Source organism: Bacillus cereus group sp. BfR-BA-01441, from assembly GCF_022663075.1.
Lineage (GTDB): Bacteria > Bacillota > Bacilli > Bacillales > Bacillaceae_G > Bacillus_A > Bacillus_A cereus.
On sequence record NZ_JAKUEU010000006.1, the window covers coordinates 49,021 to 65,399 of the forward strand.

The window sequence follows — 16,379 nt, forward strand, 5'->3', positions numbered from 1 at the left end:
TATAATGATTAATTCTATAACGTATTCCCTTTCTACTAAATAGATTATAGTAATCAGAAATATGAACTTCAATGTATTTTCATATGCAATATTTCATATTCTGACTCTACACTAAACGAATATGAAACTTATAGTGATTATTTATTTTATATGTGCTAATATACTTACATTAATATATTACGCATATACAAATTTCAAACTACATTACTTAATCGTTTCACCTTAATTTTTTCTTAGGAGGATTTACAATGAAATTACTAAAACTAAAACATATAATTCCTTTATCTGCGGCCGCAATTACATTCGTATGTAGTCAAAGTACAGCTGAAGCTTCTACCATTCATACAGTAAAAAAGAACGATACACTTTGGGGCATTAGTAAACAATACGGAGTTTCAATACAATCCATTAAACAGGCTAATAATAAAGGAAACGATAAAACCTTTATTGGCGAACAGTTACATATTCCAGGGTCCGTGAAATCAAATGAAATCACTGTTCCTCAAAATGCCAAGCCTGCGAACATTTCTGAACAAATTATTTATCAAGTACAACCGGGAGATTCATTAGAAACGATAGCAAAGCGTTACAATGTCACTGTCCAATCTATAAAACAAATGAACAATACAGTCGGAAACAAGCTTTATACAGGACAACATTTAAAAATCAACTCAAGTATTTCACAAAAAGAAAAAGACTTAATGGCACGCTTAGTTACCGCTGAAGCAGGTGGCGAATCCTATAAAGGAAAAGTAGCAGTAGCCAAAGTTATACTAAATCGTGTAAATGCAAAAGGTTTTCCAAATACAATAACAGGCGTTATTTATGAACCTATTAAATACGGATATGCATTTACTCCTGTTACAGATGGAAGAATTAATCAACCTGCAAGTGCAGAAGCAAAAATGGCTGTAGAAGAGGCTATCTCCACAAATGGAGTAGATTCAGACTGGATTTATTTCTACAATCCAAAAACATCAACGGACAAGTGGATTACGACACGTCAAACAGTAGCAGTAATTGGTAATCATGTGTTTGCTAAATAAGATTTAAAATCATTAACAGACCTCTTCACTTAAAAGGTCTGTTTTTTTCTATGTAAGATGTTATTAATCATATGACATAGTTATTTTTTAAACTGTTTCTTCTTTCAAATAAAAATTTTTGTATTTACTCCACCACTCGTAGAAATTAATAAAGCATCAAGTTCAAAAACTCCCACTTTATTAATAAAAGCTATTTCTTAACTTCATAAAATTGTTATACACTAGAAAAATAAAAAACAAACTATTCGTTAGCAGGTGGAAGAATATGTATGATGTTACGATTATCGGCGCTGGAGTAAGTAGCATTTTTATGGCTTATTCACTAGCTAAAAGTAACAAAAAAGTTTTAATTCTTGATAAAGGTAAAGCGCTAGAAGATCGCCATTGTCCTTTAGACGAAGGAAAAGTGTGTAATTGTACTACATGTGATAAATATTTCGGGTTTGGTGGTTTAGGCAAATCTGAAGGGAAATTTAATTATACAAACGGATTTGGCGGAGAACTTGAGAAAAAAGTCGGTAAAGAGGGTTTTATACAACTCATGGCTGAAGTAGATGAAATTCTATGTCAGTTTGGTGGAAGTTCGGTTTCAAAATATTCTACTGAAAATTCAAGTCTCACTAAGAGAGCTGAAGCGTGTGGTTTACAAATGCTAACAACAGAAGTAAGACATCTTGGTACTACACTTTCCAGTAACATTTTTCAGCAGCTCTATGAATTTTTACTGACGAAAATAAAGATCCAATTTCATATAGATGTACAACATATTCTGAAACAGGAAGATCATTTTACAATAGATACAAATCAAGGAACAGTTCAAACTACGCAACTAGTATTTGCAACTGGGCGCTCTGGGGCCGATTGGTTAAAAGAAATGTGCAGTTCCCTAAATATTTCTCAGGAGCAAACACGTGTAGATTTAGGAATTAGAGTAGAAATGAAAGAACATCAATTACGTTCTATATTAAAAGATACTTTTGAAACAAAACTTTCTTATCAAGGTGAGCATTTCACAGCAACTACTTACTGTATGAATCCAAAAGGACGCATCATTCGAAAGTACGAAGAAGGTTTAGTTATGCCTGACGGTCAAAATTTTCGAGAGCAAGGAACTGGCACTTCTAATTTAAATTTCACTTTATTTATTCCTAGCTATTTTCCAACTCTCAAAGAAGCAAATGTATACGCAAGTTCAATTATTAAAGGCATTAACCAAGGACGAGATCGGATTGTTATACAGCGCTTAGAGGACTTACTAAAGAAACAACCTACGGTGGAAAACATCATGGAACATAGCCGTATACAGCCTACACTACAGGGGGATTATGGAGATTTGAATCAAGAAATTCCTCAATTATATATTGAAGGGCTCAAAGAATTTTTATTACGTTTAGAACAATTTATACAAGAACCTATTGATCAACATACTTTACTATATGGAATTGATGGAAAGTTCTATGCTCCTACGATAAAAATTAATAATCATTTTGAAACTAGTATACATGGGCTATTTTTAATTGGAGATTGTTCAGGCGTTACGCATTCATTATCTCAAGCAGCTGCAAGTGGTCTGTATGTTGGAAAGTACTTATCTGACATTTAATTTCTATCATTAAAATGTCAGTCAAATATTTTCAATTTCAAAACACTTTACTTACATATAGTAAAATTATATTAATAAAACCCCTATCCTTCCCTGCTAATAATTAACCGACAAAAAATCGGGATTTTACAAAATACATATGTAATATAACTGTATATTTAAAACGATTGACATTCAATTCTAATAAATTGAATGTCAACAGTTTTAAAAGTCTCTATCCATTTTCACTTTTATTTGTTCGATATTTTGTAACATCATCATAGTGTTTAATATGGTAGGATGTCTATAAGTCAATTTCACTACAACTATGACTTGTTCTGCCCGTTTCTCAAAAAGAGTTATATTTATGCTACTACGCTTTAAAAATCCCCATTGTATATATATGAATACTTCAAATTATTCCCTTTAGAAAACAAAGTCTAAATGGTTCATTACACTCTAATAGTTATAAAAACATAATATATAACTTTAGTTAAATAAATTATATAAAGAAGGTGTAAAAATGAAGAACAAAATAAATTTACAAATGCAAAATATAAGTTTTGTTATAATAATGGCTTTAGCGGTATGGTTAAAAACATATCTTATTACGCGATTCAGTTTTGATTTAAAAATCGAGTCTTCAACGCAAGAGCTCATTTTGTTTATTAGCCCTCTAGCCGCATCATTAGCATTTGTTGGATTAGCATTATTTGCAACTGGTGAAAAGCGAAATTATATAGCGCTCTGTATTAATTTCTTATTAACAATCGTGCTTGTTGGAAATGTAATGTTCTATGATTTTTATAGTGATTTCGTTACATTACCAGTACTTGGACAAACCTCAAACTTCGGCCAATTAGGCGGCAGTATTATAGAAATATTAAACTACAAAATTATACTCGCATTCGTAGACATTGTTTTCTTCTTTATTTTATTAAAAAAGAAATCATTGGTCTTTAAAACAGAACGTGTAAATCATTCTACGCGCTTGTTATACTTTCTTTTAACGATTGGTGTATTCTTTGCGAATCTACATCTTGCAGAAAAAGATCGCCCTGAATTATTAACAAGATCATTCGACCGAGTCATGCTTGTCAAAAATTTAGGCTTATATACTCACCAAGTATATGACTTAACACTGCAAGTAAAAGCTGGGTCACAAAAAGCACTTGCTGATAGTAGTAAATTACAAGAAACTGAAAACTACGTAAAAGCAAATCAAAGCGAGCCAAACCCTAATATGTTTGGTGCAGCGAAAGGAAAAAACGTAATTGTCGTCACTCTTGAATCCTTGCAGACCTTCTTAATAGGCGCATCAGTGAACGGGCAAGAAGTTACACCATTCCTAAATGAATTCATAAATGAAAGTTATTACTTTGATAACTTTTTCCATCAAACTGGTCAAGGGAAAACATCTGATTCTGAATTTCTAATCGATACGTCGTTGTATCCATTAAATCGAGGAGCTGTATTCTTTACACACGGTAACAATGATTATACTGCAACTCCAGAAATTTTACGTCAGCAAGGTTATTTCACTTCTGTATTTCATGCGAATAACGCAACATTTTGGAATCGTAATATCATGTACTCTGCTCTTGGTTATGATCGTTACTATAATGAGCTTGATTACAAAATTACACCAGAAACAAATTTAAATTGGGGATTAAAAGATATCGAATACTTTGATCAATCAGTAGATATATTAAAAACTGTTAATCAACCATTCTATGCTCGTTTCCTTACTTTAACAAACCATTATCCATTTACGTATGATGAAGATACAAAATTCATTGAACCATACAACTCTGGTAATGGCGTATTTGATCGTTACATCGTAACAGCACGTTACTTAGACGAATCAATTAAAAAATTTATTGAACGTCTAAAGGCCGAGGGGCTTTACGATGATTCTATTATTGTGTTATACGGTGATCATTATGGTATTTCCGAAAAACATAATCGTGCAATGGCACAGTTTTTAGAAAAAGATCAAATAACAGAATTTGATACTTTAAATTTACAACGTACACCTTTATATATTCATATTCCTGGACAAACAGAAGGTCAAACTATTTCAAAGCCTACTGGACAAATCGATATGAAACCTACTATTCTAAATTTATTAGGTGTTGATTCTACGAATGATATTCGTTTTGGCCATGATATGTTTTCAGATGAATATACTGGCTTTGTTGTTTTACGTGATGGTAGCTTCGTTACAGATAAGTATGCATACAAAAACAACACTTTCTACGACCGTATAACAGGTGAAATTGTAGATTTACCAAAAAAAGAAGCTCAAGCCCTCATTAAACGTGCCCAAAATGAATTACGAATGTCTGACAAAATTATTGAAGGCGATTTATTACGCTTCTCAGAAAGTAATAAAATTAAAACTGGCGAAGTACAAACTAAAATTAAAGAAACAGAAAAATAATCTATATATGAAAAAGGAGCAACTTATTACAGTTGCTCCCTTTTACTTTTATTCTACGCTTATTTCTAAAGCTACATCCGTATAGGTATTATCATTACCTATATTTAAAATTACTTCACATTGACGCAATCTCAATTCAAAGAGCATGATAGAATCATGATAGATTTCAGGATTTGATTTCATCTTATGTAATATCTCTTGTTTTTCTTGTATTTCTAAATGCGTGTTTTCTACAGCTTGCTTTAAAGAGTTAAATGGATTCCTAAAGAATATATTAATATCTCGCTCTTGTGTGTTTTCAAACAGCTCAAATTGCAAGAAAAATTTCTTCATAATAGAAGCCGTTACTTCAGTATAATCTTCATTTTCTACATACTGTTTGTATTTGTTATATAGCATAGATTTATTTTTAGGAAGAACTCCAAACAATTTACCGGCACTTTTCAGTAAAAATTGTGCTGGCGTAAATCGACGTAAAATATTTACTTCATCCATTTGTATTCTAGTCGTCATCCTGTCAGTATCTCTGCGCCAGTCATCAAGCACTTTAAAGTCACATTCTAACTGTATTCTATTTTCTCCAAATAGTGAATTAAGCCCTTCACTAAGTTCTTCTAAATACGTTTGACTTTGAAGAAGCTCATTATTAGAAGTTGCAATCCAATTTTGCATAGAAAGAGCCAGATTAGGTAACACAGTTTGTTCTAAATATTTATGCACTCTTTCATTCATTGCTTTATTTAGTTCCGTATCCATGTGCCCGAAATCACTTTCTTCACTAATTAAATTAGAACAGCTCTTTAATATCTTCGGAATATTTTCAGTAAGATCATTTGTAATTTCAGTCTTCATTGAACGATATGATTGTGTAATGAAATGAATTTTTTCCCTCTCAAATGTAGTAAGGTTATTAATGCTACCGTTTAGTTTCACTAGCATATCTTCATTCCAATTAATAGCATCCACCAGATTATTTTCTTTCTCAACACGTTTATCCAAAAGATATGTAATTGTTTTTCGAATGAAAAATAATAACTTTTCAGTACGTTCTGCATCGATATTTTTATGATTAAAGTTAAAATGAATAAACTCAGTTAAATCATTTAATTGTTGACTACTTGTATATAACGAGGAATAAGGGAAAATTCTCGCATACGGGAAATATGTGTTTATTCTCGTTGCCGTATCATGTAATACCCTTTTCACTTCTGCTTCACTGTAAATGTTATCGATTTTATTTAATAAGAAATGAATTTGTAAATTTGGCGTATGTTCTTGAATACTTAATAGAATGTCACGTTCTTTATCAGTAAAAGGTGAATCCGCATTCAATACGAACAGTAATTCGTCTACAGAATTTAAATATTCGAATATCTCATCTCTAGTGTCGTTATTCCTATTAAAGCCAGGTGTCACTACAAATGTAAGTTTATTTTCATTTAAAAATCTGCATGGTAATTTAAATTCAACACACGCTCTATCTCTATATGTTTGATGGTGCTGAGACATCATATTATGGTAATCAGAGACATCTTCCGTTGTTGTAATTGCTGAGTCTGTTATAGCGTTTATTTCTATATGAGCATCATTTTTTAAAACTACTACATTTGAAATTGATTTTTCTAATATATTTTCTCCTAATATAGAGTTAATAAATGTAGTTTTTCCGTTCCCTGAAGTTCCCGTTACTAAAATACGATTTGTTCTTAAATCTGCGAGCTCGTCAACTAACCATTTAAATCGGTGACCTATTTCTATATTCTGCTTTTGTGCCCACTGTGTAATAGATTCAAAAAGGTGTAAGCTGTACTCTAAGCCATTTACATGATTAATAGAATGTGACAGTAAGTTTTCCGCATGTTCTATATTTGCTGAATCTATTTTGGAAGGGAAAATCTCATCCCATGCCAATACAGCTGCAGATGGAAATACAGCATAAGATGGATTGACTACCTTTAACCAATTTGCTAACAGATTTGGTATGATATCGTTTAATTGTCTAAGCGTATATTGACCTTGAATTAATGCAAAGTACGTTTCTTCGTAAAGAGCAGAAACTTTGTTCCATATATCGGACGAATGTATTTCAATATGTAAGAAAAATTCATTTATTGTGTTAAGCCACAATAAGTAATTTTTTTCATTTTTATAACTGTTCCAGAGTGATGAAACCATTTGCGTAAATTGTACTTGATCTACATTATTTAATGTAGCTAATGCATCATAAAAATAGTCTGGTGAAATATGTTTAGTAAACCCTTTATCGATATATCCTTTTAACACCTCAAACCAAGGATACGATTCTATGCGAATTAACTCATTCACAGCAAGCTCTACTGCACTATCAAAATCTTGCTGTTCCTCATAAAAGGAACGGGCAATTTTTGTGACATTCGGATAATCAGGATTTAAAGAAACTGCTTCTTTAATAACACCGAAAGCTGAGTCAAAATTATTTTGCTCAATGTAAAGAGAAAGTAATTGTAGTCTAATTTCGGTCATCAATATTTTATTATCAGTAGTAATAGAAGTATAAATATTTTCAGCAAATGATAACTGATTCAGTTCGAAATAAGCATCCGCAATATTTTTTTGTGCCCATGGTGCTAATTCATTACTAACCTTCTCCCATTTAAAAATAGCTGCTTCAAAATCTTGATGACGATAATAAAATTCACCTTGTGCAAAACGAATATAAGACCCATCAGAAATCTCATTTTTTTCTTCGTTTACATAAGCTTGTCCAAGTACGTCAAGAGTTGGTTTTGTTTCATTCTCCATTAGGAATGTTTCATAATACATCTTTTTTATTAATTGTTTTTCTAATCTCATCTTTTCCCCCACTATATCTTGAAAATACATTTTTAAGATATGTCAATACTTTTTGTATGTATGCTTTTTATCTTAACAAAGAATATCTTTTGGAAAATTTCATTTTCCTTTCATTTTTCAAGTTAGATTGAATTTTTATGAGAAAAGTTTCAGTTTTTTTTCAATTACCTTTCAGTTATGAAACAGCATTAAATGTTCCTAATAACCTAATAACACTATAATATTCCACATTATATTATCAAGAAAACCCCATATAAACCATATTATAAAAACAATCTATATTGAATTTATATACATAATTAACTGTGCTGTCAAACAAAAAAAACAACAATAGGAGCCAACAGCTATTCATACCATTTCTTTCTCAAATTGTTTTCCTTTAAAATGTTTCAGTAGTTATGTAATTAAATTCCATTAACCTATATAAATAACTAGTCCAAAAAATATCTATATGCATATCATGTTATAGTAAAGAATTTAGGAGATCCTAAAAGGAGGCATTTTCATGTTTGAAGATAAATCTAAAATAAATTACCCATATGAATTTACTGAAACTACAACAGTTCCTCTAAAGAACCCCATTGATAAAAAATTCAAGAACGGCACAGGTACACATAACTTCCCAATTAAGAAGCACTATAAAGAGCAAGTTCTATACACTGAAAAAATTAATAATAATAAAAATAAGTAATTGTATAGATCTTTATAACAATTAGCTAAATAAGAAGCAACATTCAACCATGCATAGTTATTTAGTTAGTAATGATACAATTCATGCACATTTTAAAAAGTGCTGTATACAGCGCTTTTTTATACATAGATAAATTTAAGCTAACACAACCAAGAAATAAACGGTAAAATTACTCCACCATATTCTCGTTTAACTATTAAATCTACATATGAAAAGGCAGCAACAGTAAATGTTGCTCCCTTTTGAAATATAATTTATTCACTCTACATAACCCTCTTAAACATCTTCTCCAACTCATAAGTAGAATGATGCACAAGAATCGGTCTTCCGTGTGGGCATGTGTATGGGTTTGTTGTTGTACGTAATTCTTCCAGTAAGGCAAATATTTGATCGTTCGTTAAATATTGATTCGCTTTAATGGATGCTTTACAGCTCATCATGATGGCTGCTTCTTCACGTAACTTTTTAATATCCACTTTTTTTAGTTTGACAACTTGCTCCATCATTTCATCGATAATTTCTGTTTCTTGTCCTTTCGGGAACCATGTTGGATGCGAGCGGACGATAAAGGATTGATGGCCGAATTGTTCTAAAAATAGCCCAACTTTTTTTAGTTCTTCTAACTGTTCTTCGACACGTAAAAATTCAGTAAGAGATAGATCAATACGGTACGGTACAAGTAACTCTTGTACTTCTTGCGCTACCCTTCCTACTTTATCACGGAAGTATTCATAATTAATACGTTCCTGCGCGGCATGCTGGTCAATCATATATAAGCCTTTATCATTTTGAGCGAAAATATATGTTCCATGCATTTGTCCAATTGGATAAAGCGGTGGTAAGTCATTCCCGTTCATTTCAATCTCTTTTATTTCCCGAACTTCTTCTTCTAATTCCTCTAGTTCAAAATCCTCTTCATTACTGTCCCACGATTTCTCTTCTTGAATTGGTTCTTCGATTATCGGTTTAGTGGATGGTTGCCAACTTTGTTCTTCTCTTATGAGCGACTGTGGTGGTTGCCATTCTTGTTTCGGCGGTTGCCACAGTTGTGGTGGCTGTTTCACAGCCTGCGGTTCTTCTTGTTTTGCATCTATGCCAGTTGGTAAAACAATGTCCGGCATAGATGGTTCTTTCGGCTTCGCATGCTCAAACTGGAACTGTTCTTGCACACTTTCGTCTTTTTCTTTTTTCTTCGTTGTTACGCCTGCATCTGGAATGAGCTGTATTTTTTTAAATGCAGCTTGCAATGTTTCTTCGATCAGCTTTAGCAATTCTTGTTCTTTACTAAAACGAACCTCTAACTTCGCTGGATGTACGTTAACGTCAACTAGCATTGGATCCATTTCAATCGATAAGAAGCCAATTGGATACCGGCCAACTGGCAGTAATGTATGGTAGCCTTGCTGAATTGCTTTCATTAGTACAAAGTTTCGAACGTAACGACCATTTACGATCGTTGACATATAATTACGAGATGCTCTCGTTACTTCTGGTAATGTTACATAGCCTTTAATTGTAAAGTCTAAAGATTCAGCTTCAATTGGAACAAGCTTCTTCGCAACTTGAATACTGTAAATCGATGCAAGTACTTGTCTTACATCACCGTTACCTGATGTATGAAGCAATTTCTTTTCATTATGAAACAGTTTTAACGATACTTCTGGATGTGACATTGCAATACGATACACGATATCTGTAATATTCCCGAGCTCCGTATGAATGGTTTTCATATATTTAAGACGCGCTGGTGTATTAAAGAATAAGTTTTGTACTGTAATATCTGTTCCTTTTCGGCTCGCAGTCTTCTCTTGCTTTATAATGTCTCCACCTTTAATTATGAGGTGTGTACCAGGCGCATCACCTGTGCTAGTAATTAATTCTAATTCACTAACAGAGGCAATACTCGGCAATGCCTCACCGCGGAAACCGAGTGTTCTTATGCGAAACAGATCGTTTTCATCTTTAATTTTACTCGTCGCATGGCGTTCAAAAGCGACGATACAGTCTTCTTCTGCAATACCATCACCGTTATCAATGATACGAATTTTCGATAACCCAGCTTCTTCTAAGTGGATTTCAATAGATGTACTATTCGCATCGATAGAATTTTCCACAAGTTCTTTTACGACTGAAGCAGGGCGCTCTACTACTTCCCCTGCCGCAATTAAGTTAGAGAGTTGGTCATCGAGTTTGCGAATTTTCCCCATCTACTTACTCATCCTTTCTTTAACTTTTTCTGTAAGCGATACAATTCGTTCATCGCTTCTAAAGGTGTCATATCAAGTAAATCGATTTTTTTAATTTGCGCCAATACTGCTGTTTCTTTTTGATCTAGCAGAGGTTTGTCTTGTTTCTTCGAAGACTGTTCTCCTCCAAAGAAAGATAGTTGCGATTCTTCTTCAGTCTCTACTTTCGTTTCCTGTATTTCTGCTATTTCCTCTTTTACAACTACAGGTTCTGGAGCAGCTTCTTGTACTTTCACTTCTACTCGTTTTGGAATAATAATTTCTTCCTGTCCTTCTAGCTGTGCTAACACTTCTTTCGCGCGGGCGATTAAGCTATCTGGAAGCTCTGCAAGTTGCGCAACGTGAATTCCGTAACTTTTATCTGCTGCCCCGTCTTGAATTTTATGAAGGAATACTACTTTTCCATTCTCTTCAATTGCTGAAACGTGTACATTTTTCAGTTGATCTAAACTCTCTTCTAACACCGTTAATTCGTGATAATGCGTAGAGAATAACGTTTTTGCACCAATTTGGTCATGAATATGTTCAATAATTGCTTGTGCAAGTGCCATACCATCATAGGTAGATGTACCGCGTCCAATTTCATCGAATAAAATTAAACTTCTTTCTGATGCGTTTGCAATTGCATTTTTCGCTTCTAACATTTCGACCATAAATGTACTTTGACCTGATATTAAATCATCCGCTGCACCAATTCTCGTAAAGATTTGATCAAATACAGGTAATACTGCTTCTGTTGCTGGTACGAAACAACCGATTTGCGACATAACCGTTACAAGCGCTAATTGTCTCATATACGTACTTTTACCAGACATGTTCGGCCCTGTAATTAAAAAGACATCCATATTCTCTGGCATAATACAATCATTCGGTACATACAATTTCCCGTTCAATACTTTTTCAACGACAGGATGACGACCATCTTTAATAAAGATTTCGCGCTTCGTTGTCAGTACAGGTTTTACAAACTGTTCTTCTTCACTAACTGTCGCAAAACTTTGCAGTACGTCTAATTCACTAATTACTTTCGCTAAATGTTGTAATTTCGGAATAAATACTTTTACTTCTTCACGAAGTGCTGTAAATAAATCGTATTCTAGCTGTACAATTTTTTCTTCAGCTTCTAAGATTAACGTTTCTTTTTCTTTCAGTTCATCTGTAATGAAACGTTCAGCATTAGCAAGCGTCTGTTTACGTTCATAGCGACCTTCTGGAAGTGCTGCAAGATTCGCTTTCGTTACTTCAATGTAGTAACCGAAAATACGGTTGTATCCGATTTTTAACGATTTAATTCCAGTAATATCACGTTCTCTTTTTTCAAGCTCAGCAATCCACGTTTTCCCGTTTTTACTCACGTAACGATATTGATCAAGCTTGTCATTATACCCATCTTTAATAATATCTCCATCTTTAATTGAAAGCGGTGGGTTTTCTTGAATACTTCTTCCTAGTAATTCTGTTAAGCTTTCACATGGATCTGCACCTTGAATTAATCTCGATGCATAAGCGTTATCTAACAAACTAATTGCTTCTAAAATAGCTGGCACTTGAAGTAATGAACGTCTTAATTGTAATAAGTCTCTTGCATTTACGTTACCAAATGCAACTTTTCCTGCTAAGCGTTCTAAATCATATACTTCTTTTAACTTTTCTTTTAAATCTTCACGTAAAAAGTAATCATTTACAAACGTTTCAACCATTTCTAAACGCTCTTCAATTCTTTCTTTCTGTATAAGTGGACGTTCCATCCACTGTTTTAACATACGACCACCCATAGCTGTTTTCGTCTTGTCCAATAACCATAATAGTGATCCTGTTTTTTCTTTCGTCCGAAGTGTTTCTGTCAGTTCTAAGTTTCGCTTTGAATGTACATCAATTTTCATAAATTGATTCGTATAATAAATTTCTACTGGTTGCAAATGATCTAAAGAACGTTTTTGCGTTCTTATTACATAGTTAAATAAACGTCCAACTGCTTTAATTAATTTTGCTTGTGAAACATTTTTCACAAGATGTTCTAATCCTTCCGGAATTGCCGTTGCATCTTCATACGAAATCGTCATTTTCAATGTTTCAGTTAACTTGTTTAGTTCATCTTTAGAAAATGAAGAATCAACAACAATTTCTTTCGAACCAGTTGCATACACTTCTAATAAAATATCTTCTACTGAACCAGTCAGTAACGTTACTGTATTTTGTCCAGTCGTTAAGTCGTTACAAGCTAATGCATATGATCCATCTTCAAAATGTGTTAATGCGGCTAAGAAGTTGTTTTCTTTCTCATCAATTGTACGCCCTTCCATCATCGTTCCTGGCGTAATTAATTGTACTACTTCACGACGTACTACACCTTTAGCTGTTTTCGGATCTTCTACTTGCTCACAAACAGCTACTTTATATCCTTTTTCAACAAGTTGTTCAATATAGTTTTTAGCCGCATGATATGGTACACCGCACATTGGTATACGTTCACTACTACCACCATCTCGGCTCGTTAATGTAATTTCAAGTTCATGGGCTGCTTTAACAGCATCCTCAAAGAACATTTCATAAAAATCGCCTAAGCGAAAAAATAAAAAGGCATCTTGATAATCTGCCTTAACCTTTAAATATTGCTGTATCATAGGCGTATATTGAGTCATACTTTTCCTCCATAATTCTTACATGATAATCTATTTTCATATATGTCGCATTTCACGGACACTCTTATCTCCTATTTCAGGAGTCTTTCTTCATTATAACATATTTCATAAAGAATCATGTTCATTCAGCGCCACTTATGTAAAGTAAAAAGCTAGGAAGAACTTCTCCCTAGCTTTCTATTACTCTTCTTCTGCATCAACGATAAAGTTCGGATCTAATTCTTCAAATTCATCATCAGCAATTTGGAAATCATCATCTGATTCTACGCAGCCTTCAGGATTTACACTTACACAAATTTTCGTTTCTCCAACTACTTCTGTTACAAATTCACGTTCTACAGTTACAACAATTTTATTACCATTTGGTGATACAAGTGCTTCTAAACAATTTGGCGGCTGAATAACACGAGCAATAATTTCTAAATCGTCACCAGAAAAGTTTTTATCACGATAACCAATACTTACTTCGTCCGTGTAGTTCACACGTTCTGTTACAACTTCAGTCTTTGTATTTCCATCAAATGAATACCAAGTGTTCACATCATAGAAACCTTCAATTTCCACATGTTTTCCATTCTTTCTTGCTTCGTACGAGTGGTTAATTACCCAGCACCCTAAAATACTTGTTGGCTCATTATTCGATTCACATGTATGCGTTGACTTTGTATACTTACGTCCTTTTCCAACCACTGCTTTTGTAATAATCTCTCTAAATTCGGACATTCGTAACCCTCCTCAATCACTATTCACTTAATCATATGCGTGACAATAGCGGAATGTGTCATTCTTTTTTTGAGAAGACCTTACGTTTAATCCACAAAAAAAGAGATGTCAATATGACATCTCTTTAACAACCACAATTTCCTTTTTTACTTTCTACCGCTGCGCCAGTTTCACCCTTTAGTACATCGCCACCAGTTGAAATTAATATTTCATCTGTTACGTTGTTAGAAATTGTACTAGCAACTAACTGTAATAAGTCATTTACGTATGTTTGTGAAGATTTAAATTGTTGTACGACTGGAATACTGTCTAACTTATCTTGCAATGCATCAATTTCAGCTTCTACCTTTTTTAAAGCTTCCCATTTCCCGTAATGTTGCAAGTTTACTGCTTGTTTTTGCAGTGCTTTAATTTCATCGATTGCGCGCTTTACATTTTCATTTTTATGAATTTGCGCCTCTGCTTTCTTAAAAAAATCAACTTCTTCTGTTTCAGAAATCATTTTTGCTAATTCTTTCGCTTGTTCAACAATGTCATCTTTCGAATATACTTTCATCTATTATTTCACCTCAATCGGCTCTTCAACTAATTCCCCGTTAAGAGACCAAGTTTTTGCTTCCGTTATTTTTACTTTCACAAGCTGACCAATTAAAGATTTTGAAGCGACGAAGTTTACAAGTTTATTCGTACGAGTATAACCTGCAAGTACTTCCGGATTATTTTTACTTTCCCCATCAACTAACACTTCTACAATTTGACCTTTGTAACGACTATTCTTTTCAATTGCCAACGTATTTACTAGTGTATTTAAGCGTTGAAGACGTTCTTTCTTTACTTCCATCGGTACATTATCTTTCATTTTTGCAGCTGGTGTACCTTCGCGAGGAGAGTAAATGAATGTAAAGGCAGTATCAAACCCTACTTCACGATATAACGACATCGTTTCTTCAAATTGCTCATCTGTTTCATTTGGAAAACCAACGATAATATCTGTTGTTAATACTGCATCTGGAATTGCTTCTTTAATTTTTCTTACAAGTTCTAAATAATGCTCACGCGAATATTTACGTGCCATAATTTTCAGCATATCCGTACTTCCAGATTGAACTGGTAAATGGATATGTTCTACTAGGTTGCCACCTTTGCCAAGCACTTCAATTAAGTGATCATCGAAATCACGTGGATGGCTCGTTGTAAAACGAATACGGGCAATATCAACTTTACGAAGTTCGTCCATTAAATCGCCAAGACCGTATTCTATATCTTCAAAGTCTTTACCATATGCATTTACGTTTTGACCAAGTAAAGTAATTTCTTTATAACCATTTGCAGCTAAATGACGAATCTCTTGGATAATATCTTCTGGACGTCTACTTCGCTCTTTTCCGCGTGTATACGGTACAATACAATACGTACAGAATTTATCACAGCCATACATAATATTTACCCAAGCTTTAATATCACCACGACGTACTTTCGGAAGGTTTTCAATTACGTCACCTTCTTTTGACCATACTTCAACTACCGTCTCTTTCGAGAACATCGCATCTTTTAGAATGTACGGTAATCTATGAATATTATGCGTTCCAAATACCATATCTACATGCTGATTTTTTTGCATAATTTTATTTACAACAGATTCCTCTTGAGACATACAACCACATACACCAATTAAAAGGTCTGGATTTCTTCGTTTGAGTGACTTTAAATGGCCTAGCTCACCAAACACCTTATTTTCAGCATTTTCACGAATTGCACAAGTGTTTAATAAAACTACATCTGCATCCTCAGTTGAAAAAGTTGGTTCATATCCAAGTGCGGTGAAAATGCCTGCCATTACTTCCGTATCATGCTCATTCATTTGACAACCATATGTACGAATATAGAACTTTCTTCCTGTACCAAAATTGCGAAACTCTTCAGGTAAGCCAAAATCTCGTTCAATTTTAACTTCTTCTTTCCCGCGCTTTTTCGCATCCTTTAAGGAAGGTGGTTGATATACACTTTCAAAGTATTTACTATAATCTTTCTCTTCTTTTTTCGTAGAGGAATTTGCTTGTTGACTTGCTAATCGTTGTTGCTCGTTCATCGGTAATCTCCTTTCACCCTTAACTATACATACTCTATAGTCCATTTTAATGCGCCTAGACTCACCTCAAAAATGGTTAGATAGC

10 protein-coding genes are annotated in these 16,379 nt (G+C 33.5%); 4 read left to right on the top strand and 6 right to left on the bottom strand.

Going from position 1 to position 16,379, the window contains the following annotated elements:
- The first annotated feature begins 248 nt into the window (after positions 1-248).
- The 3 genes from MR107_RS04565 (at position 249) to MR107_RS04575 (ending at position 5,071) form a co-directional block, all read left to right on the top strand.
- Positions 249-1,046, top strand: coding sequence for a cell wall hydrolase (locus MR107_RS04565; RefSeq protein WP_000771172.1), 798 nt, complete (start codon positions 249-251; stop codon positions 1,044-1,046).
- 265 nt (positions 1,047-1,311) lie between these two features.
- Positions 1,312-2,649 carry an NAD(P)/FAD-dependent oxidoreductase gene (locus MR107_RS04570; protein ID WP_000272399.1) on the top strand — a complete coding sequence of 446 codons (1,338 nt, stop codon included), beginning with the start codon at positions 1,312-1,314 and terminating at the stop codon, positions 2,647-2,649.
- A gap of 502 nt (positions 2,650-3,151) precedes the next feature.
- Complete coding sequence (locus MR107_RS04575; RefSeq protein ID WP_242292090.1) at positions 3,152-5,071, top strand: LTA synthase family protein; 1,920 nt, start codon at positions 3,152-3,154, stop codon at positions 5,069-5,071.
- Positions 5,072-5,119: 48 nt separating this feature from the next.
- Here the strand turns inward: MR107_RS04575 and MR107_RS04580 are convergent, their stop codons facing one another.
- Positions 5,120-7,903 (bottom strand): dynamin family protein, encoded by a 2,784-nt coding sequence (locus tag MR107_RS04580; RefSeq protein WP_001235308.1) that lies wholly within the window; start codon positions 7,901-7,903, stop codon positions 5,120-5,122.
- Between the two features lie 505 nt (positions 7,904-8,408).
- Between MR107_RS04580 and MR107_RS04585 the strand changes: the two genes are divergently transcribed.
- On the top strand, positions 8,409-8,594 hold the full coding sequence (locus MR107_RS04585; protein WP_000461138.1) for a hypothetical protein: 186 nt from the start codon (positions 8,409-8,411) through the stop codon (positions 8,592-8,594).
- A gap of 263 nt (positions 8,595-8,857) precedes the next feature.
- Here the strand turns inward: MR107_RS04585 and mutL are convergent, their stop codons facing one another.
- From mutL to miaB, 5 genes are all read right to left on the bottom strand, one after another.
- Positions 8,858-10,801 (bottom strand): DNA mismatch repair endonuclease MutL, encoded by a 1,944-nt coding sequence (gene mutL, locus MR107_RS04590; protein ID WP_242292091.1) that lies wholly within the window; start codon positions 10,799-10,801, stop codon positions 8,858-8,860.
- An 8-nt stretch (positions 10,802-10,809) separates the two neighbouring features.
- Positions 10,810-13,482: a DNA mismatch repair protein MutS gene (gene mutS / locus MR107_RS04595; RefSeq protein ID WP_000196026.1), complete on the bottom strand. Its 2,673-nt coding sequence runs from the start codon at positions 13,480-13,482 to the stop codon at positions 10,810-10,812.
- A 180-nt stretch (positions 13,483-13,662) separates the two neighbouring features.
- Entirely contained in the window at positions 13,663-14,205 is a 543-nt protein-coding gene (gene cotE / locus MR107_RS04600) for an outer spore coat protein CotE (RefSeq protein WP_001288799.1), read from the bottom strand.
- Positions 14,206-14,329: 124 nt separating this feature from the next.
- Positions 14,330-14,761, bottom strand: a complete 432-nt coding sequence (locus tag MR107_RS04605) for a YlbF/YmcA family competence regulator (protein WP_000870461.1) — start codon at positions 14,759-14,761, stop codon at positions 14,330-14,332.
- Between the two features lie 3 nt (positions 14,762-14,764).
- Positions 14,765-16,294 (bottom strand): tRNA (N6-isopentenyl adenosine(37)-C2)-methylthiotransferase MiaB, encoded by a 1,530-nt coding sequence (gene miaB, locus MR107_RS04610; protein ID WP_001005386.1) that lies wholly within the window; start codon positions 16,292-16,294, stop codon positions 14,765-14,767.
- Between the last annotated feature and the right edge of the window lie 85 nt (positions 16,295-16,379).